General features: G+C 45.4%; 18 protein-coding genes and 1 pseudogene. 5 read left to right on the top strand and 14 right to left on the bottom strand.

Going from position 1 to position 20,950, the window contains the following annotated elements; translation table 11 throughout:
• Positions 1-24 precede the first annotated feature (24 nt).
• Both R7127_RS05595 and R7127_RS05590 read left to right on the top strand, forming a co-directional pair.
• Positions 25-1,089 (top strand): HlyD family secretion protein, encoded by a 1,065-nt coding sequence (locus R7127_RS05595; RefSeq protein ID WP_017634711.1) that lies wholly within the window; start codon positions 25-27, stop codon positions 1,087-1,089.
• 9 nt (positions 1,090-1,098) lie between these two features.
• Positions 1,099-2,118 carry a DUF2955 domain-containing protein gene (locus R7127_RS05590; RefSeq protein ID WP_033905703.1) on the top strand — a complete coding sequence of 340 codons (1,020 nt, stop codon included), beginning with the start codon at positions 1,099-1,101 and terminating at the stop codon, positions 2,116-2,118.
• A gap of 433 nt (positions 2,119-2,551) precedes the next feature.
• Here R7127_RS05590 and R7127_RS05585 read toward each other — a convergent pair whose 3' ends face one another.
• Positions 2,552-3,580: a methionine synthase gene (locus tag R7127_RS05585; protein ID WP_033905704.1), complete on the bottom strand. Its 1,029-nt coding sequence runs from the start codon at positions 3,578-3,580 to the stop codon at positions 2,552-2,554.
• A gap of 30 nt (positions 3,581-3,610) precedes the next feature.
• Positions 3,611-4,585: a DUF1852 domain-containing protein gene (locus tag R7127_RS05580; protein WP_017636059.1), complete on the bottom strand. Its 975-nt coding sequence runs from the start codon at positions 4,583-4,585 to the stop codon at positions 3,611-3,613.
• 1,100 nt (positions 4,586-5,685) lie between these two features.
• On the opposite strand from R7127_RS05580, the gene R7127_RS05575 reads away from it, so the two are divergent.
• The gene (locus R7127_RS05575; RefSeq protein WP_005376731.1) at positions 5,686-6,603 is read left to right on the top strand and encodes a leukocidin family pore-forming toxin; all 918 of its coding nucleotides are present in this window, start codon (positions 5,686-5,688) and stop codon (positions 6,601-6,603) included.
• Between the two features lie 75 nt (positions 6,604-6,678).
• A complete protein-coding gene (locus R7127_RS05570; protein ID WP_033905706.1) occupies positions 6,679-7,362 on the top strand; it encodes a hypothetical protein in 684 nt (227 codons plus the stop codon).
• 65 nt (positions 7,363-7,427) lie between these two features.
• Here the strand turns inward: R7127_RS05570 and R7127_RS05565 are convergent.
• The 7 genes and pseudogenes from R7127_RS05565 to R7127_RS05535 form a co-directional block, all read right to left on the bottom strand.
• A pseudogene (locus R7127_RS05565) lies at positions 7,428-8,131 on the bottom strand (ABC transporter ATP-binding protein).
• Positions 8,132-8,153: 22 nt separating this feature from the next.
• Positions 8,154-9,437 (bottom strand): ABC transporter permease, encoded by a 1,284-nt coding sequence (locus R7127_RS05560; protein ID WP_033905708.1) that lies wholly within the window; start codon positions 9,435-9,437, stop codon positions 8,154-8,156.
• A gap of 2 nt (positions 9,438-9,439) precedes the next feature.
• Entirely contained in the window at positions 9,440-10,654 is a 1,215-nt protein-coding gene (locus tag R7127_RS05555) for an ABC transporter permease (RefSeq protein WP_156216706.1), read from the bottom strand.
• Entirely contained in the window at positions 10,651-11,922 is a 1,272-nt protein-coding gene (locus tag R7127_RS05550; protein WP_017448389.1) for a TolC family protein, read from the bottom strand. Before R7127_RS05550 ends, R7127_RS05555 begins: the two co-directional genes overlap by 4 nt.
• The gene (locus tag R7127_RS05545; protein WP_025579324.1) at positions 11,915-13,048 is read right to left on the bottom strand and encodes an efflux RND transporter periplasmic adaptor subunit; all 1,134 of its coding nucleotides are present in this window, start codon (positions 13,046-13,048) and stop codon (positions 11,915-11,917) included. Before R7127_RS05545 ends, R7127_RS05550 begins: the two co-directional genes overlap by 8 nt.
• Positions 13,049-13,275: 227 nt before the next feature.
• Positions 13,276-13,710: a hypothetical protein gene (locus R7127_RS05540; RefSeq protein ID WP_033905713.1), complete on the bottom strand. Its 435-nt coding sequence runs from the start codon at positions 13,708-13,710 to the stop codon at positions 13,276-13,278.
• 2 nt (positions 13,711-13,712) lie between these two features.
• Positions 13,713-14,525 carry a TIGR02594 family protein gene (locus tag R7127_RS05535; RefSeq protein WP_017821644.1) on the bottom strand — a complete coding sequence of 271 codons (813 nt, stop codon included), beginning with the start codon at positions 14,523-14,525 and terminating at the stop codon, positions 13,713-13,715.
• A 515-nt stretch (positions 14,526-15,040) separates the two neighbouring features.
• Here R7127_RS05535 and R7127_RS05530 point away from each other — a divergent pair.
• Positions 15,041-15,172, top strand: coding sequence for a hypothetical protein (locus tag R7127_RS05530; RefSeq protein ID WP_258480658.1), 132 nt, complete (start codon positions 15,041-15,043; stop codon positions 15,170-15,172).
• Positions 15,173-15,221: 49 nt separating this feature from the next.
• Here R7127_RS05530 and R7127_RS05525 read toward each other — a convergent pair whose 3' ends face one another.
• From R7127_RS05525 to R7127_RS05505, 5 genes are all read right to left on the bottom strand, one after another.
• A complete protein-coding gene (locus R7127_RS05525; RefSeq protein ID WP_033905715.1) occupies positions 15,222-15,737 on the bottom strand; it encodes a protein disulfide oxidoreductase in 516 nt (171 codons plus the stop codon).
• Positions 15,734-17,845, bottom strand: a complete 2,112-nt coding sequence (locus tag R7127_RS05520; protein WP_033905716.1) for a protein-disulfide reductase DsbD family protein — start codon at positions 17,843-17,845, stop codon at positions 15,734-15,736. Before R7127_RS05520 ends, R7127_RS05525 begins: the two co-directional genes overlap by 4 nt.
• A 64-nt stretch (positions 17,846-17,909) precedes the next feature.
• Positions 17,910-18,308, bottom strand: a complete 399-nt coding sequence (locus tag R7127_RS05515; RefSeq protein WP_033905718.1) for a hypothetical protein — start codon at positions 18,306-18,308, stop codon at positions 17,910-17,912.
• A 102-nt stretch (positions 18,309-18,410) separates the two neighbouring features.
• Positions 18,411-19,013, bottom strand: a complete 603-nt coding sequence (locus R7127_RS05510; RefSeq protein WP_172563548.1) for a response regulator transcription factor — start codon at positions 19,011-19,013, stop codon at positions 18,411-18,413.
• Positions 19,014-19,038: 25 nt separating this feature from the next.
• Positions 19,039-20,871: a sensor histidine kinase gene (locus tag R7127_RS05505; RefSeq protein WP_172563547.1), complete on the bottom strand. Its 1,833-nt coding sequence runs from the start codon at positions 20,869-20,871 to the stop codon at positions 19,039-19,041.
• Positions 20,872-20,950 lie beyond the last annotated feature (79 nt).

Raw genomic sequence — 20,950 nt, 5'->3', positions numbered from 1 at the left:
CCAATATGTTTAACGGAACTTGTAATGACGGCTGACCAAAAATTCAAACACTGGATGCGAACTTTGATTGTCCTGTTCATCGTACTATTTTTGTACATTATCATTGCTGACCGCCACGCCCCCTTAACGACCGAAGGACGAGTGCAAGGATACGTTGTCCAAGTCGCACCCGAGGTATCTGGTAAAGTGACCGACGTTCTCATCGAGAATAACCAGTCCGTTCAAAAAGGCGATGTGTTGTTTACGATTGATGATCGTAAATACAAGATAGCGCTTGAACAGGCGGAGCTGTCTCTGCAATCCGCCTATGAAAAAGAAGCAACACTGTATTCTCAACGCGAAGCCGCTCTTGCCAATATTGCCCGCGCACGAGCGACATTTGATAATGCACACCGCGAGTACAACCGCTTACTGACACTATCGAAGCAGAAAGTCATCTCTCAATCGACACTCGATAATGCCTTTGCCCAAAATCAGGTATCACGTGCAGCGCTTAAAGCGGAACGACAAAACTTAAAAGTCATTGAGGCGCAATTAGGCGATCAAAAAGGTCAAAGCACCGCCGTTCGAATTGCCAAAAACGGCATCGAAAAGGCGCAACTTGATTTGGCAAATACCGCGGTACTCGCTCCCAGTGATGGTGTCGTGACCAACCTGCAACTAGAAGTTGGCACGATGGCAAACACCAACATGCCATTGCTGACGTTTGTACCAACAGGATCACTCTGGGTAGCCGCTGATTTTCGTGAAAAGTCCGTCGCGAACGTAGACAAGACTTTCCACGCCTTGGTCACATTTGATTCCAACCCAGGTTCGGTGTACGACTTTGATTTAGCTAGCCGCGATTACGGTGTAGCAGCCGCACAACAAACGCCTAATGGCGCACTGACCAAAGTGGAAGTGAACAACCGCTGGGTACGTGATGCGCAGCGTACACGAGTGAACCTAACCAGCAGCGAAGAGTTACCACCAGCACTGTTTGTCGGCTCTCGCGCTACCATTGTTTTGTACCCAGACAACAGCATTTTCTGGCAGTTGATGGCGCAAGCACAGATTCACCTCGCAAGCTGGTTCCACTTCATTTACTAGGCGGCGACAATGAAAACCTTACGAATTTGGTTCGGCTGCTCTTTAGGGCTCGCGCTAAGCATGATCTTCGGTTGGTCTTACGGATTTTTTGCCATCATGATGCCGCTGTTTATATTGGGCAAAATGGACAACTTTAATATTTCGGCTTTATTGATCGTGTTTTTCTCTGCGGTGTGGACAACCATACAAGCCACATTTTTGCTGGAATACTTGCAGTTTCATCCAACATTAATGACCGTTGCCGTCGGAATTATGATGCTGTTCAAGTGCATTGCAATGATGAACCAGAAAACCTATTTGTTTGGTTACATGGGGCTGTTGGTGGGTTCAATTGTGTTGAATTTTGCCAGCTATAACTTCATGGATATTGAAGAGTTCAACGTCAACATGTGGGTGATGGCGTTCAGCAATATTTTTGTTTGCGCATTCGCGTATTGGTTGTTCCCGGAGCCAAAATCCCCCGCCGAGCACCTTGAGATGTCGACCCCAGTAAAAAGCGATATTGACTACATCAGCCAAGTTGCTATGGGTTGGGTAGTGGCGATGGCTGCGTTTATCGTATTCCAAGTAGCGGACTTATATGACTCGCTATCCGCACAAGCTTCCATTTTGATCATCCTAACCCCAATGACTTTAGCGGGCTCGCTCGCCATGGCAAAAATTCGCATCATCGGCACCGCACTAGGCTGCATCGCAGGGATGGCTGTTCAGCTGATATTGGGCAGTTGGTATGGGCATGGGCTACTCTTTTGGCTCGCCTTTACCATTGCAATGGGGCCATTCTGCTTGTGGCTCACCAAGGGGCAAATTAAAGCGGCTATCGCGTTTTCTGCCATGTCTGCCCTATCGGTTCCGCTGACGACCTCGTTGGTGCCAGAACAAAAAGACGCGTTCTTTTCGATCTTGTACCGTTTCAGCTCGATTTTCGTTGCGGTTCTGCTCACCGCGATGGTGATGTGGGTGGTGCATCACTGGATTCGTGTGATGTTGCTAAAGCATCCTGAGATTAAGAACGTAGAGTTGAATTAAATCTGGCCGAGGCTGGAAACGGGAAATGTATGCCGCTCACTTTACTGTGAGCGGCATTTTTATTTAAAACGGTCACCCTGAACATCGAGGAACGAGCGTGGTTCAGGATCTACCCACCGAGTGCTTTGAAGTGCGAAAGTTATCGCTATTTCCTAGCGTGCTGTAATCAGATTCCTAGTCTCGTCTAGACTCGCTGGAATGACCCTACCTTAGAGCTGCTCTAATACCTGAGGGATGGCGAGCAATGTATCTTCCAACATCCATCATCCTGAACAGTGAGGGACGAGCGTGATTCAGGATCTACTCACCGACTGCTTTGAAGTGCGAAAGTTATCGTCATTTCCTAGCGAGCAGTAAACCGATTCCTAGTCTCATTTAAACTCGCTAGAATGACCCTAATTTTAGTTCATGGTGCGGAGCCTAAGTATTAATATCAACCCACCAACTCTTTACGAATGATCTCCGCACCCGCACTTAACGCATTGAGCTTAGCGGTCGATACTTCACGAGACAAAGGCGCCATACCGCAGTTGGTACATGGGTAAAGCTTGTCGGCATCAACGTACTTCAACGCCTCTCGCAGTGTGTTCGCCACTTCTTCTGGCGTTTCAATTTCGTTGGTAGCGACGTCAATCGCACCAACCATCACCTTCTTACCGCGAATCAACTCAAGTAACTCAATAGGCACTCGTGAGTTATGACACTCAAGCGAGATAATATCGATATTTGACTGCTGCAATTTAGGGAATATTTCTTCGTATTGTCGCCATTCAGTGCCTAGCGTTTGCTTCCAATCCGTGTTCGCTTTGATGCCGTAGCCATAGCAGATGTGCACTGCAGTTTCACATTTCAGCCCTTCAATCGCACGCTCTAAACACGCAATGCCCCATTCGTTCACATCATCGAAGAACACATTGAACGCAGGTTCATCGAATTGAATAATGTCGACACCCTCCGCTTCAAGCTCTTTCGCTTCTTGGTTGAGGATCTTCGCAAATTCCCAAGCCAGCTTTTCACGGCTACCGTAATGATCATCATAAAGTGTGTCGATCATCGTCATAGGGCCTGGCAGCGCCCACTTGATAGGTTGCTTAGTTTGCTGACGCAAGAACTTGGCATCTTCAACAAACACGGGCTTTGTGCGGCTTACTGGGCCAACCACAGTCGGAACATTTGCTTCATAACGGTTGCGAATGGTCACCGTTTTGCGGTTTTCAAAATCTACGCCGCTTAGATGCTCAATAAAGGTCGTCACAAAATGTTGGCGAGTTTGCTCGCCATCACTGACGATATCAACGCCTGCCAGTTCTTGTTCTTGCAAAGCGACACGTAGCGCATCGCGTTTGCCATCAATCAGTTCTTCACCTTGCAGTTTCCACGGTGACCAAAGTTTTTCTGGTTCGGCCAGCCAAGAAGGTTTCGGTAAGCTGCCAGCCGTTGAAGTCGGTAATAGTGTTTTCATCGTCATTCCTTTCTAGATTCTCGTTGTCGATTACGCGTAGTTTGCAGACCATTGTTCAAGCACAGATTGATAAGGTTTGATGAAATGCTCCTCGGCAAATTTCCCTTGTTCAATCGCCAGTTGGCTGCGCTCTTCTCGGTCGTAAACGATTTGAGTTAGCGAGTGGTCTAGGTTTTTTAGGTTTGGCTGGTAGCAATTACCGGCAACCGCGTTGGCATTGTAAATCTCAGGTCGGTAAATCTTCTGGAATGTCTCCATCGTGCTTATCGTGCTGATAAGCTCTAGGTTTGAGTAGTCGTTCAGCAAGTCACCGAAGAAATAGAATGCCAATGGTGCGACACTGTTTGGTGGCATAAAGTAGCGCACCTGTAAGCCCATCTTTTTGAAGTACTGCTCCGTCAACGAAGATTCGTTCGGCTGATATTCAAAGCCCAAAACAGGATGTTGATTTTCGGTGCGTCGGTATACTTTGTTGTCCGATACGCTCAGACAAATCACTGGCAGCTTTTTGAAATGCTGTTTGTAAGACTCAGAATTAACGAAAGCTTTGAACAGTTTGCCATGCAAATCACCGAAGTTCGCTGGGATACTGAACTGTGGCTGGTTTTTGTTGTGGTCCAACAGCAAAACGCTAAAGTCGTAATCACGCACGTATGAAGAGAAGTTGTTGCCCACAATGCCTTCGATACGCTCGTTAGTGTTGTGGTCAACAATGTTAGTTTTGAGCACTTCAATCGATGGGAATGCTTCTCCACTACCTTGGATATCCATATCAACAGAGATGATTTCAAGTTCAACTGAGTAGCGGTCACCTTGCGCGTTATCCCAATATGCCAACGCATTAAAACGATTATCGATCATTCGGAGCGCATTGCGCAGATTCTCTCGGCGGTAGTTTCCGCGAGCCAGATTAGCAAAGTTGGTAGTGATTCGCGTGTTGTCTGATGGTTGGTAATTCTCATCAAAGCGAATGCTTTTGATAGCAAATGTGAAATCGTTATTCATCGTGAGTTGGTATCCTATTTCCTTAGATAAAGCAGACTTTTCCTAACTCTGTGCATGGGGACATTTTTTGTTTTTTGGTTTTCCCAATCGTTAGGTTGCACAGCACTTACGACGAACGGTTCGTACAAAAAACGACCGTCGCAGTGCCTAACACCAGAGCAGTCCTTTTTTTATACTTGCTTCACGAGTTGAGTAATATTGGTATTGTTTCACATTGAACATGAAGGAAATTCATAGTGGCAGTTCCAACCCTGAGAGAGCTATCGTAGATACTGTTTTTCATTGACACCAATACACGTAACTTGGCGAGCATATTGCCAATATGTGTAATTAAGAAACGGATAAGAGATTAGCAGTACGTAAACCAGTTTAAGCCGAGAAAACGCATTGTATGAACAAGGCACCTACTGGAATATAGGGCAGCGTAACTTAAATAGCACTTTTCACACTCCATCGTTTATTCAAGCATTCGTTTAATTAGAAGTACGTTACATTTTATATTCTCGAAACATGATTATTTAATAATCTTATTTATTTCTTTTTCTATCTTTACCATCTTAAACGTAAAGTTTAATTTCCTGCTGTAAAAGCACATATAACTTCATACACGAACATGGCAACTTCATTGACGGACTTTATCACTAAACTATTACATTAAGCTCTAAAAAAATAATAACAAAAAAACATAAACCACTGTTTTAATTTGAATTAAGCCCATAAACCCGAGATAACCACATAACGATACTTTACTTAATTTGGTATAACAAAAACCCTAAAAATAACATGACTAATATTTATAAAATTCACTTTTATCAATAGAAAATCTCAACACAACATTAGAAAATTAAAATTAAGCAATAACTTAAAAAGACAAGACTTAATAACCAAATTCTTATTTATTATAGTTGAGTGGTGAATTTAAAAACTATGAGACATTAATCCCACGAATCTATCCTTTTTCTTTTTTTAATAAAAAACAAGATGCACTATTTCACCGCTCATTTATTGAGCTTGAATTTATAACCTGTCCATAATTATAAAGTGCCCATCAAGATGGTTTAAAACAAAAGTCTTTATGGGCTGACTAATAGGAAAAAATAATGGAAAAACAGCATCTTTCCGCGAGTATTATCGCACTCGCTTTACTTGGTTCTTTAGCACCAGCACATGCTGAAGATACATTGAAATCTTACACTTCGACATTGCTTCAGCTTGATGATGGTGATGCACGCTCGAAAAAAATCCGCTTAATTTATTCTTTAGAAAATGTCTGGAACCAATCTTTGCTACCAAATGGCGCTAAAGAAGCCAAGTTGATCCTAAATGGCGGTTCTGGCTTCGACATGACTAATGTTCCAAACAAAGAACAAATCTATGGTTTTGCTACTGGGGGAGATTACCGTTACACCGTTCCAACGGCTTTTAAGCTGGCACTGAGCTATTTAAATGGCGCCCCTTTACGCCACATGAGCCATGCTCCAGAAAACACCATTGCAACGGCATCTGTCAGTGAGTCTCTAGATTTTAACCTTGGATTCAGTGCTTCTACTTCTCCAAATATTAGTGGGGGAATCTCCTGGAGCAACCGTGTAACGTACGACCAGCCCGAGTTTCAAACGGTCGCCGATTTTAACCAAGCTAACGAAAGCATTAATTGGTTAATTGAAAACAAGACTATCCGCCATAATACGCCAGCTAAAGACTGGTTATTGTATCGTTGGACCAGTTGTGACATGGGTAATTTGATAGATTACAATGAGTTACCTGTCGTTATGCGTTCAGATTTTAAACCACAAGTCGGCGTCGTATATAGAAAAAATGACATTCAAGATGGCCTAGATACATCAGAGGTCAAGCTGGTTGCTGGTTGGCGAAAAACCAATTACTACTTTGGTCGCGACTGGTGTAGCTGGTATACCACACCAGAAAATACCTGGAAGAAAAATCGTGATAGCAGTCAATGGACAGAGACTAGCCGAGCCGTAACTATCTCTTGGAATGACGATCTCTACCACTAACTTATTAGCCTGCGGCCACGGAATAAATAAGTGGCCGCTATATTTACTAATGAAATAAACGGTAAGACATGACACATGACAAGTAACAAAAAACTCTTGACTGGATCGGCGCTAGCACTTGGTGCAGTACTCGCCATGTTTCTAATTAATTCAAATAACAAGAATGCCCAGACCGAACCTGTTGCAAGCCTTGATGAGCAAATCAAGACAGAAGACGCTGCGACAATAAGTGTAACGCCTCCTGAGAGCGATGCTGCTCAAGAGGTTGTTACCGCTCCAACACCACTAAGTCGCAATGATGATACTTCCGACGTCATTCCAGCTACACCTTGGATATCTGCCCCATTAAATGAACTGAGCAATGAACTGTACGATTTTATTGAAGCTGAACAGGTAAGTTACATCAGTACGAACGACTATCCATTCGACGAGAAAAAGCAAAAACAATTGCGAACATTAGCTAAGCAAGGGGTTCCTATCTTGTTTGACAATACGGAGTCATCCTATTTGGATAGCTACGGTGTCAGCGAAACCAAAGTCGTATCAGAGTATTTTGGTACGGCGTCTGAAGGTGATGTCATCATCGCTACCGGAGTACAGAATGCAGATGGCAGCATTCATTATCTAGTTTTGCCTTTGAAGAGCAAAGATCTCAACGATAACAGTAAATTGATTGAGGACACTAAGCTCGCAATCACTCTACTTAAAGAAAAAAAGCATGACTTGATAAAAGAGAGACAAAACGAACATCGCGAATAAAAGTAAAGGGAGATAGCCTCTGTATCGCTATTTCCCTTAAAACTCAGTTCTCAATTAAGAAAAGCTCATTTCTCCCTACTTACCGGCACCCTATCCGAAATCACCTTGCCGTCTTTGATGGTGATGATGCGTTTAGTGCGCTCTGCCAGAGCGTTATCGTGCGTCACGATGATCAGCGTTCTACCTTCGGCGTGGAGTTGGTTGAACAAGGCTTCAATCTCTGCGCCGGATTTTGAATCCAATGCACCCGTTGGTTCATCTGCTAAGATGATTTGCGGATCGTTGACCAAGGCTCTTGCAATCGCGCCCTCTGTTTTTGACCACCAGAAAGCTGGTTTGGTTTATGGTCTAAACGATCCCCTAGCCCGACTTGCTCTAGCAATTTAGCTGCGCGCTGGCGACGTTCTTTGGCTTTGATACCAGAGTAAACCAACGGCAGTGCCACGTTATCAAGCGCCGTCGCGTATTCCAATAAGTTAAAGCTTTGGAAGACAAATCCGATCTTTTGGTTACGAATGCCAGCCAGCTCATTCGCACTTAAACTTGCGACGTTTTGGCCGCCAAGTTGGTACTTGCCATCGGTGGGCTTATCTAAACAGCCGAGCATGTTCATCAACGTTGATTTGCCTGAACCGGACGGGCCAAGAATCGAAAGAAACTCGCCTTGATTAATGGTTAAGTCAACGCCGTCTAGCGCGCGAACTTCCGCCTCCCCGCTTGAGTAGTATTTACAGATGTTGGTCAGCTCAACAAGCGGCTTGTTCGACATGTTCTTTCCAGAGTTATTGTTGTTATTCACTTTGTAGCGCCTCCAACGGGCTGACTTTTGCGGCTCGGTTTGCAGGTAACCATGCAGATGCCACACCAATGATCACTAAGGTGAGGATGACAATCGCGACAACGACCCACGACAACTCAGGGACAGGTTTACCCAGTTGTTCATAAAAAGCATTGCCCTCTAAAGGAATGGAACTGATGGCAGACACCAGCGCGTACGTCACGGCTAACCCAAACGCCCCCCCCATCATCATTGTCAATAAAGACTGTACTAAATAGTGCATGCGAATAGCCGTTGGGGTTGCACCGACTGCCATGCGCACACCGATATCACGCGTAGATCGCTTTACGGTGGCATACATCACATTGGCGATGCCAACACCAGCAACAGCTAACGTCACGAAGCCGATAATGCCAAGGAAACTCTGCAAACCTATCAGAAACTGCTGCATACTCTTTTGCTTAAGGAACATATCATCGACTTGGACGATCTGTTCATCACTGACACTTGCCCCGTGTTTACGGGCAATCACTTGCCTGATCGTCTTTGCTAAGGCTTCTCGGTCTACATCGGCTTGTGGTTGCACATTGATGCCACCAATTTCACCGTTGACATGAAATCGCTTCCACGTCGCTAACGGCACAAAGCTGGAATAGTTGATAAGATCCCCCAGTTCTATTTGGGCGCTGTTTTTCTCCAATACGCCCACAACGGTGAACTGCTCATTGCCGATTTTTACCTTTTTCCCCACAGGGTTGACTTGCAATGTGACTGTCGCAAACCAACTAAAGTCCTCATTCGGGTTGAATAAGTCGGCTGCCAGTTCATAACCCAGTACAACGACTTTGCGCGTCTCTTTTTGATCGAGTGGATTTAACCATCGCCCCCCCGCCATCGGCACCAAATTGGTCATGGATTGAAACTCGCTCGTGACCGCTAACGGCTCTTGCCACGAGTTTCTATCACCAACGGTGATGCGCTCTTTCCACTTCGCAGTTGGCGCAACACTTTTTACATCGGGTAACGCTCGAACGACCTCTGAATCGTCCATTTTTAATGTCAGAAATTTACCTTGGTGAAAAGCACCGTGGTCGACGGTGGCCATCCCTCCGGTCAAATAAATCAAGTTGCCGTTACCATTTTGTGCGGTTTTCAATACGCCCTGACGAATGCCCTCACCTACCGCCAACATAGCAGCGATACAGAGGGTCGCCCACGCTACAGCCAGAATGGTCAAACCCAATCTCAGCTTTTCTGCAGCCATTTCTTGGAAAATTTGTCTCATCGGTAACAACATGACTAGGCCCTCGCACTCAAAGCAATAACTGGCGTGAGACGCGATGCTCGCCTTGCTGGGAAATACGATGCCATCAATGCCAAGATAAGCGTCACAAGTAAAGACCAAGCAATGGAATCTGGCGTGATCACAGGTAAACCAATCCATTCCGGTAATGCCATGCTGCTTAGGACAGACACCACTGCATACGAAAACATCAGACCTAATGCCGTGCCCACAGCTACCAAAATAAGCCCTTCAAGAATAAACTGACTGAGTATGGATTTTTGATTCGCCCCGATCGCCAAACGCACACCGATTTCACGCGTGCGCTCCGTGACAGATAAAAACATGATGTTGGCAACGCCAAGCGCACCGACCGCCATGGTCATCGCACCGCTCGCTCCGAGAAAAATCTGAATGCCACGCAAAATTCCACTGATGACCGCCGCACCTTCACTAAAATCGGGTAATTCGACCGCATCTTTATCACTTGGGTCAAAATGAAGCTGCTTGGCGAAAAAGTTCACGATATTTTGTCGAAACGACGGTGCATCCATCCCGTCTCTCGGCTTCATCAATACCATCCAAGGTTTCGCATCCCACAAATCGCGGTACGTTGTTTGAGGAATGAAAACCGTGCGGCTATCGCCGAATGAAATGCCAGTGTCCTCACCGACGGTTATCCCAATAACCAAAAACGGAATGCCATTGACTTTGAGCCTATCCCCGATTTGGATTCCGCCCATTTGCGCAATTTGATCGCCTAACACCGCCACGCGAGTGTGGTTGTTCATATCACTTGGTGACAGGTTTCTCGAACCGGATTGCAGCTTGCGTTGCATTAAAGGAAAGTAAGACGTATCAATACCGCTGACCGTACTCGATAAGTTCTGTCCTTTGAGATTGGTGATATTCGCATCCCATTTGGCGTAAACGCTTGACGCCTGTTGCACGAAGCCTGACTGTTTGATCATGTCGACTTTTTCTTGTGGAATATCAATTTGTCGTCTTGAAGCTAACCCTTGCCACGGTTTACTGGTACTCGACGGAAACACCACTTGCACATTGTTGATCATAAATGAAAACGACTGGGTCTGATGGCGATAAAAGCCTTCGCCAAGTGCGATTAACACCACCACAGAGATCACGCCCCAAGCAATCGCGATAATGGCTAGCACGCTCTTCATGCGGTGCGCCATCAACGTTTGCCAAGTTTGCTGCAACAGGCTGCTCATGAATGAAAAGCCCGAGAGATCAACGCCATGGTATCGTCATCGAGTTTCCCTGCGGTTTGCAGTAAGCCGATTCTCTTACGCCAATAGCTGTACAAGTTGGTTTGCAGACTGTTTTTCGCCTCAAACAAGCTGTTGTGTGCACTGATAACTTCCGACACTTCAAGCAGACCAGCGTCGTAAAGTTTCTCTTTGCTTTGCAACACTCTGGCGCGCGACTCAACCAGCTCGTTCGCTATTAAAACTTGATTCCAATTGATATCGACCTGCGTAAACTGCTGAATAACTCGTTTCTGAATATCAATTTCCACTCTACGCATATCTTGCTTGGCGCTTAAAATGTTCAACGATGCTTCGTCCACTTTCGCTCGCACTGCACCATTGAGGTCAATCGGCAAACTCAAACTAATCCCAGCGTTAAACTCGCCGTTTGAACGATTGTCACCATCGCTGTAGCCCACACTGCCTTTGACGGTTGGGTAGTATCCACCTTTAGCTGAATCTTTCGCGAACTCGCTCGCTTTCACCATCTGCGCCGCTACCAACAGCTCTGGACTACTGTCTTTCGCCAGCTTTAGCCATTGCTCCTGAGAGTCCACCAGCATCGGCGGCTGAATCAAAGAATCCGTTCGAATTTGGTCGACACTCTCCGGCATTTGATTGATTAACGCCGCAAGCTCTGCTTTTTTCACTTCGAGATCGGCTTTTGCATTGAGGATACTTGCTTGCTCAGAGACTTGATTCGCTCTCATCTCTTCGACATCAACCGACTTCACTTTGCCTGCTCGATAGCGTTTCTCGATGATGTTGAGAAGTTCTTTCCCCTCCTCCAGCTTGGACTGCGCCAATTTGAGGTCGCCCTGTGCGCTTGCCACATCTAGGTAAGCGGTGAGCAACTTCTGCGCAAGCTCGTTATGTGATTGAGATAGCTCTAACTGTGCTTTGAGATAATTGGCATTCGCTTGATCCAGTTCCGACCACAAACTGCTATCCCAAATAGTTTGAGATAAGGTAGCGCCGTAACTGTTCGAATGGCTTGAGGACTCATTCCAATCCGCTGACGCACTGGCACTTAAACCCGGCAATAACGCACTGCGGCTACTCTGTACGCCAACCTCGCCAAGCTGGACGCCGATTTTCGCTTTTTCGTAATTAGGATCGTTCTGCTTTGCTTGTTGCCAAGCTTGTTCAATAGAAATTGCGTAGGTCGGCAAACTGAGTGTGGCAGCCAACAATGCAAAGGCGATTGTTGATCGTTGCAGCTTAACCATGCGCCGCTCCCATCATACTGTTGTCGATAACCTCTTCATCAAGCTCCACGCCGTCAAGCACTTCGACATTGATGCCATCTGACAGACCGAGTTTCACAGGTTGTTTATGAAACCCTTGTTCTGAGCTATCGGGGATCAGAACATTCGGTGCGTCACCATCAAATTGCAGAGCGCGCTCCGGTAGAGTGAGCACGTTTTCAGACTTCTTCAGAATGATTTGAGCCGTCGATGAAAAACCAGAACGAAGCAACACATCTTGTGGGATCTTGAGTTCTCCCACTTCAACCTCAAAACCGTTATCAAAACTTTTTGCCGAAGCGTTGCCTTCTGGTGAGTTAAGGTTCTCAGATTGAATCGCCACTTTGGTTAGCACACCAGAAATCGCCATATCAGGATAAGGCGCAACCGTCAACATAACGGGCATTCCCGGAGACAACTGCGCAGCATCATGCTCACTGACGCTACCTTTAAAAATCAGACTGTTCATGTCGGCCAATGACATCATTTCAGTCGCGGCTTGGCTTGATTGAGTCGAGATGATCGGCTCTCCGACCTCTACTTTCTGGTTGAGTACTGTGCCATCAATTGGCGCGTAGATCGTCGACGTTAAACGCGCATCGCCGATAGACGCCTCACCACTGCGGATGAGTTCGAGATTCTGGCGCTTTTGCAATACGTCCGCTTGCGCAGATTTGACTGCCGAGCGCGCACTTACGTATTCGTCGTAGTTACTTGGAATAATGTCCTGCTTGACCAAGCTTTCTAAGTTGGACAGTTTTTGTTTGGCGGATTCCAGATCGGCTTCACTACGCATGAGTTCTGCCGATGCATCCGTTAATGCTTGGGGGGTTGGGTTTGGACGCACTTTGATCAGCGGCTGGCCTTGCTTCACCTTTTCACCAACTTTCGCGTAAATTTCACCGACGATACCGTCGATTTGTGACTTGATAGACACGGAGTGTGCAGGGACAATTTTACCAACAGCCACCGCTTGTTTTTCAATCGTGCCTTTTTCCACAATCAATGTAGGCAGCAATTCTGGTTGAGCGGCAGATTGGAGATAGAAATACGTACCACCGCCGAGCAGCGCAATGCTCACAGCGGAGACAAGCCAACGTTTCGTCATTATTTATTCCAACAATTATTGGGTAGTCTAATGACTACTCCTAAAACACAAAGTTGAAGGAATAATATCCTGCTTTAATAGCGGTATGGTTGTCACAGTTGGTATGGTTTTGTCAGTCGCCTCTGACAATCAAAGACTAAAAAATCTCGACGAATCATTCAGCAAAGACGCTGTCTACGATGGCGACTAACATGCTCTGTAACCGCTCGTTTCAACCGCCACCCTTTTCATTCTGAACAATGTGCAAAATGGCGCTGTTCTGTATCCAAGTGAGCAGCTGTTTCTTGAGCGTTTAATATGTTCTCTTGATTAGCCCCAAACTCAGCCCCCGTTCCAGGCCAATAATATGTATCTTTATCACGACATAGTGTGAGAATGACAGGATCATTGTGTATATTGGGCTCATCTCCTAGCTCGCCATACATACTGAAAGTAATCTCAGACCCAACGTCTCCACGAAGTTTCTGAATCACTTCTGCTTGAACTTTAAAGAGAACATCTTCCTCGCGTTCAGCAAACTTTTCAAAACCTGTAATTTTCACCACTGCAGAATAGGGCGTTTGAAATATCGCATCTTTGAGTACCTCATTCTGAGAGTACACTCCCTGTGAAGCACAAGCTGATAAGCTCACACAGCCTAGCAAACTTATAAATTTATTCATGTTTAACTTTCCGTTCCTGCTAAGGCAGAGCCTTTTGTATATACAGGTAAAGTACCTTTTGTTTCATCGTAGTTACTCGGTACTACGAACTTGTCCCAGACATCAATAGAGTACTTTGCTATATTGACTTGGTTGCTTTGGTTTCCTCCTAACATGTACAAATGCCTACCATCAGGGCTCTTTCCCACGACAAAAGCAACATGCCCACCACCTTTTCTCGATTTAATCCCTAGAGCTCCATGTATAGGTTCTGAGATGTTTTTACCAAAACCCTTCCACTCCTTTGCTCGATAAGCTTCTTTTACTGGAGTGATTCCGTGTTGTTTAAAAACCCAAGCGGCAAACGAACCACACCAAGCATTTTGACCTCCAGAGTCATCAGTGCCCCAGAACTTAGATGCTGTAAAATACTCTAAAATCCTTGGATTGGCCTTAGTGCCTGAAACTTCTTTTTGTCCAATTTCTCCCAACGCTGTTTTCATCCAAGGCACTTTGGTTACTAGTTTTTGAGCATCATGAGGATCATTTTTCACTGAACTATAGGATGGTAATCCATTGAGCTTACGATGAGTTCTACCATTTACATCGATCCGACCATCTGGCTTTACCATATAAAGTAGCTTACGCTGACACACTTTTATTGCCTCTACTGTTTTCGACAAATGAGGACTCCGCCCTAACGAGCCATCAACAACCAACAGTCGGGTAAAACCTATTCTCTTTTGGTTATCATTTAAAAATTGTTGAACTGCTTTAACATCATTTTTCGAATTAGTGCCATTTATACCAACAGAGCCACGGATTTTTAATCCCATTCTCGTTACCTTTATAACTAATCATATAATTAAGAAAGTACGCTTTAGCGTGACAACAATAAAGATAAAATGTTGTTTTATACGATTAGCCATACGAGGGGAATTAGGTGTTGAAAATATAGATTACAAATAAACTCAGCTCATATCACTAAAAACACCTATTTATCACCTTTTGGTCACACTTCAAAGCAGGACAGCCAAGATGTTTTAAACCATGCGTATTAATAGACGAAAAAATGTTTATAAATGAACACTTAAATTAACATAGTAAAACTATCAATTACTATTTTAAATTTAAATAACACTTCCTTTTTAAAGACACTCTATAATTAAATTTATCAAACTTTAATTTTTATTAAATTGAGCTTTAATTTATTAATCTGACTATTTAACTAATTTCATTTCAGTTAATTGTACTTTTTGGCATGTTAGCGGGTGATGGCGGCGCCAATAACACCGACCCATTTTCAGAAGGAATAACGGACGATAACCAATGGATTGTGGAAGGACCACACATGATGATTATTACCCTAGACCAAGTGTTGCTCGACTATCTACCCATCGGTTCAAGTTATGATGGCCCATACGTGATGTGGAATGGTATGCCATACGCACACATTATTATTCCCGTTAGAGCAAGAAAATAAAAAGAAAAAATCCGATACTCAATATTTTGAATATCGGATTTTTATTACGTTATCGAGCTAACCAAATTCTCGCTAATATTCCTATCGGAGTAGTAACGCCAGTTGTGACGGAGGAAATTTCACCATTTCTTAAAACATAAATGGTTGGGGTCACGCTAATTTTCCATTCACGCATAATATCGCTTGAAGGATCGTTTATGTTTTCGAAACGATATTCTTTTGCCCTCATAAACTGCGCCACACGCTCATTCGGTCCCGACGATCCAGAAACGCCAACTACGGTGTAGTCATCACTCAGCCAACTCACGCTTGGGCTTACAAATTTACAAGCGGGACACCAAGTAGCCCAAAAATAAACAACGACAGGTTGTTCATAACTTTGCGCGATTGCATCGAAGTATTCACCATCGCTCAATACGGAGCTCAATGGTGGAGCCTCCTGTTTAGGAATATCTTTGGTGCGATACCAATCCATCGCGATAGAAATCGCGGTGACAATGAGCACCATCTGTACGATTTGAACGAGCCAATATCGGAATGTTCTACGCTGCTTTGTCGAACTCATTGAATGGTTCCCCCACTCGCTTGTTTCACCGCGCTTAAAACAACATCATCAGTCAGAATAACAGGTAACGGGATACCTTGTGGCGCCGCCGGGCCATAGACGATGTTAAACGGCACACCGTAACGCCCATGAGCTCGTAAAAAGTCCGTTACCGAGCCGTCCGGATGTGTCCAATCCCCTTTTAACGTCGCCACATTAGGGCTTTGCAGCAATGAGTAGACAGGATCTTGCCAGATCACACCGATCTTGTTCGCTTTACACGTGACACACCAATCCGCAGTGACATCCACAAACACCACTCGCCCATTATTGACGTGCTGTTCTATCGCCGAGTTAGAAAGCTTCTGCCACGCTAAGTCCTCAGGAAGCGGTGTCGCCCATTGGTCGGCAGTGATACTACCAAGTAGCAGCCCGCCAGCAATTAAGATAAGCGATGCAGAGCCGGATAGCACGAGTGCTTTATCGCCATGAACGCGTTTAACGCGAATCATCAGAACAATAAACGCGACTAAACCGGCGAAAATGACCCAAAACACTGGGAGGTGATTGGCCATCAAAGACAGTAGCCAAACGCTGGTGGCCAACATCATCACACCAAATACGTTTTTGACCACGTTCATCCACTGACCCGGCTTCGGCAATTTAAGCGCAATACTTGGGAAAATTGCCACCATAATCCAAGGCAACGCCATCCCCAACGCTAAGGCGGTGAAAATAGCAAACAGCGTAACCACATCGGCACCCAAAGCAAACGCCACGGCCGTTCCTAGGAAAGGCGCAGAACACGGCGTAGCAAGCAAGGTTGCAAACATCCCTTGCACATAGTGTCCAGCTAACGAGTTGTCACCTTTCGAGGCCAGCCATGTATTGGTACCCGATGATAGACGGACTTCAAACAGCCCCAGCATATTGGCCCCAAACAAAGTGGTGACCAACACCATCAAACCTAAGAACCAGGGGCTTTGAAATTGCACGCCCCAACCAATGGCATTACCTGTTAGCTTGAGCACCAAAATAAAACCAGCGAGAATCCAGAACGACGTTAATATACCAAGTGACGAGGCAACAAACTGAGCGCGAATTTGACGACGCTCGATACCTTGAGCGGCAACAATACTACTTAGCTTCATCCCCAAAACCGGAAGAACGCAAGGCATAATGTTAAGAATTAAACCGCCGAGCAACGCGAATAGAAAAACACTCGTTAGAGACGTGCTCGGCAGCGGTTCAGCTATTGCCTCAGCAGTTGCTTGAGTGGTTTCTTCTGCTAGTAAATTGGTGTCTTTGATGGTCACAAACAGCGACTGACCATCTAACTCCACATCGCCCAGCCAAGTATCAACGATATAGCTCGCGGTGACGATGTTTCCTTCTGGATGCATTCCTTCAAGCTTGAAGCTATAGTCTCGCGTTGCTTCATCGACACCATCCACCAGCACTTGTGGTTGTTGCCAACCCTGACTGTTCTGTAGCTTGATTTGTAGTTTCGATTGGTTCGCATCCCAACTCGCCTGAGTAACATCAATAAACGGCGATGGCTGCGGCACGTTACTCACTGCTTGAGCGTAACTGAACATCACGTCTTCATCGACTTTTAGATCAGAAGGCAAGAACGTCAATTGAATTTGATAGTCGGTCAGCACACAAATCGTCGTACAAGAAGAAAGTGTCAGTACCGCATCAATCGTGACAGGTTTGGACATGTCTTCGACGTGCAGCGTCATGGGGAACAAAGTGTCGCCTTTATACCCAAGAGTCTCGATACCTAATAGTTCGAATTTTTGTGGGTGCGGCCATTGCCAATCCACTTTGGATAAATTTTGTGAATTTTGCCAATCAATAGATGGTGCTACGCCGCCCTCACCAGGTGAACGCCAGTAAGTTTTCCAGTCCCCAGCCAACTTGACGTCCAGATAACCAGTAATTGTTTTGGCTTGCGGATCTTGTTGACCAGTGAGCACAAAGCGCGTTTGCACTGGAGGATGTTGTGGGTTGGTTAGCCAACCTGTATCAGTAGTTTGAGCTGAAATACTCAGAGAGAGCAAACTCAAAGCAAGCGTCATAAAAAACATGGACGCAAACTGAGTCAGTTTAGTAATTTGATTCATAGTGATTCCTAGTTAAAAGACAAAGGTGCTAAATAACTGACGCTAGTGGTCAGAAAGCACGCTTTTATTCTCGGAACACACAGAAAGTCAGATGGACTCGATACTTACGGCCTATCGGTTCCGTCCAATGTTGCGCACCAATATAGGCACTGCACAACCAAATTGCCGAAGCAAAAAGACCCACAAACAGAACAACAATAAATACATCGAGTTGATGTTGAGAAAACTGAATTAACTTTTCAGACAATTCGCACTTGCTGGTTTCTTTAGTATCAATCGACTTGACGCTCGAACGCTCATCAGTAAGTGAAACCGCGGGCGATTCCGTCTCATATTTCATAGAGCATGACGAGGCAAAACCTGAATTTTGCATCAGACACACAACGACCACCCAGCCAATAATCGCCAGTAGCCATTTTGCCCGCTTATGTGGCGTGTGATGTCGTTTAGTCAACAAACTCATAAGAATTCAGATAAAGTAAGAACGAAGAAGATAATACGCGAGTCGTCATAAAGCTCAAGTTGTATCCTCTAAATAGCCTTAAGAGGCTTCACTCGGTAAGCTTTAATCTAGCTTGCCATAAATATATGCCAACTCTGCGACGGTTTTTGCCGAGAACTTCTTCAATAGATTAGCTCGGTGTACTTCAACCGTTCGCATTGCTATGCAAAGTTCGTCAGCAATACGAATGTTGCGCTTTCCTTCAATGATCAAACGTAAAATGTCTTTTTCTCTAGGTGTGAGCGATTCATAAGCCGATTTAGCTGCTGCCATATCGAGGTTTGTGGCAGACTGCGCCTGTCCCTGTAAAATGGCTCGTGCCAGTTCATCGCCTTTGACTGGTTTTTGGAAGAAATTGACCGCCCCAGCTTGCAATGCATCGACCGCCATCGGAACATCACCATGCCCTGTCAGATAAATAACGGCCAACGGGCTGTTGGCTTGATTTAAAACTTGGTGTACTTGCTGACCACGAAGGTTGGGCATTCGGCTATCAAGGATCACGCATCCGGCCTGATGAATGTTCACTTTATCGAGAAAAGATTGCCCATCAGCAAAAGTCGTCACGTTGAAGTCATGCTCTTCCAGCATAAAAGCGAGCGAGTCACGCACCGATTCATCATCATCGACTACAAAAACAGGTAGCTGCTTTTCACCGCTGCTCATTGAATGCTCCTATGCCTAGTTCAGATTAGTTTTGATATGGAAACACAAGCTCAACCAAACAACCATGTGGTGCTGTCGAGCTGATGACAAACTCGCCACCATGCATTTCCATCACATCGCGACAAATGGCTAACCCTAGCCCAAGCCCTTCTTCTTTGCTACTCACAAACGCTTGAGTCGGATTCTCTTGCTGCAACCCTGTACCATTGTCTAACACTCGAATAGAGAGTTGACTGATTTGGTAATCGCAATGCAGGGCAATTTTACCTTGATAACCTGATGAGTGATATTTCTCTTGGAACAAAGTACACGCATCAATCGCGTTGCTGATCACATTAACTAAAACCTGTTGTACGCCAACTGCATCGACAAGTAACGGACGAATGTTCCCTTCTGTACTGGCCACAATAGAAATGTTTTGCTTCTGCATCCGAAAATGGAGTAACTCAATCGTGTCATCAATGAGTACTTGAAGATCGCACGACGTTTTGTCGACACTGCGCTTACGAATCAACGTTCTTAATCGCTGAATAATTGCATCGGCTCTTTCAACTTGGCCCTGTATTTTCTCAAGTACAGGGACAATATCTTCATGAGGGCGCTTTTTGGCCAAGCGAAGTAAACCGCCTTCACTATAGTTGCGAATGGCTGCCAGTGGCTGATTGAGTTCATGAGCAAGACTAGTGCCGATTTCTCCGACAATCGCGACCCTTTGTGAATGTTCTAACTGTTCACTTTTCTCTTTTAATCGTAACGATGTCTGCTCCAACGCTTGCTTACTCTTGCTAAATCGATACTCAAGCCAAAAGTGGTACGCGTTCAACACAATCACAAACATGAACAGCGCCCATGCCCATTCTTGATGACTACGCAGCCAGCGTAGAGCCTCACTCCACCAAGGTTGTTGCAACGGATGGAGATCCAACGCCTGATAAAGTTTGTCGATGCTCAGCAAGCTGACGGGGGACGTCCAACCTGACGCGCCTGCCGCAATAACCGCAGGGTGTTCAGGTGGCATCGCTAACAATACTTGCGCAATCTGTTTGGCAATCTGAGCTGAGCCGCGCTCTGTTTTGGCAAATGACCAGTTCGGATAAAGCGGTGTGGAAACAGCGCATAACGAACGCTCGTTCGGCTGTTGATTTAAAACTCGGTAATTACTCGGTTGTAAAAGCCCTTCACTTAGCATCTGTTCCAATAAACAAGCAGGGACAACGGCCGCTTCCACATTGCCATCACGTAGTTGATACAGGTTGGCATCAATAGGAAAACCAAGATAGCGGACATCAGAAAAGAAATCGTTTGGATTAAGACCCATTTTGACTATTTGATAGCGCATCGTGAGATAACCACCAAAGGCTTTTTCTGATACCGCTGCAACGGGACGTCCTGAGACATCTTGCACCGTTTGATAACTTGAATTGGCTCGAACCACAAGCGCCGAACCAATGCCGTAATTCGAGTTTTGTGGTGCTCTGCTGGTTAGCGTTGCCATCCACGACAGCGCGTATTGCCTGCCCAATCGCACTGCCTGACCTGGGTTGGTTAAGATGAAATCTATCTTCTGAAACTTCACCGCTTCGCCCATTTCATCCAAGTTAAGGGGATGAAGGACAAAATGCACATCGGAAATTTGCTGATTGAGCCAATCAATGGTCGGTTGCCATCTCTGCTCAGCATAAAGATGACCACGTATCGCTAACACGCCCACTTCGACTTTTTGCTTGGCCTGTGGCTGCTCTGCTTTTTGCTCTTGCATTCCTTGCAGATCTGCTTGTTCAGAAACTGCGCCCTGAGCCAAAGATGCAAAGGCAACTAAGCAAAGAATCCAAAGCTGAAGCCACAGTGCTTTTTTCATGATGAGTCGAATCGTTCCGTCAAGAGAGTACGACAAGAATAACAGCTACCTTCCCTAAACCACATTTGTTTTAGATCAA

This window comes from Vibrio sp. 1159, assembly GCF_033340395.1.
GTDB lineage: Bacteria > Pseudomonadota > Gammaproteobacteria > Enterobacterales > Vibrionaceae > Vibrio > Vibrio alginolyticus.
Note: the sequence above shows the minus strand (reverse complement) of the source record. Positions and strands in the feature narration are given on the sequence as shown.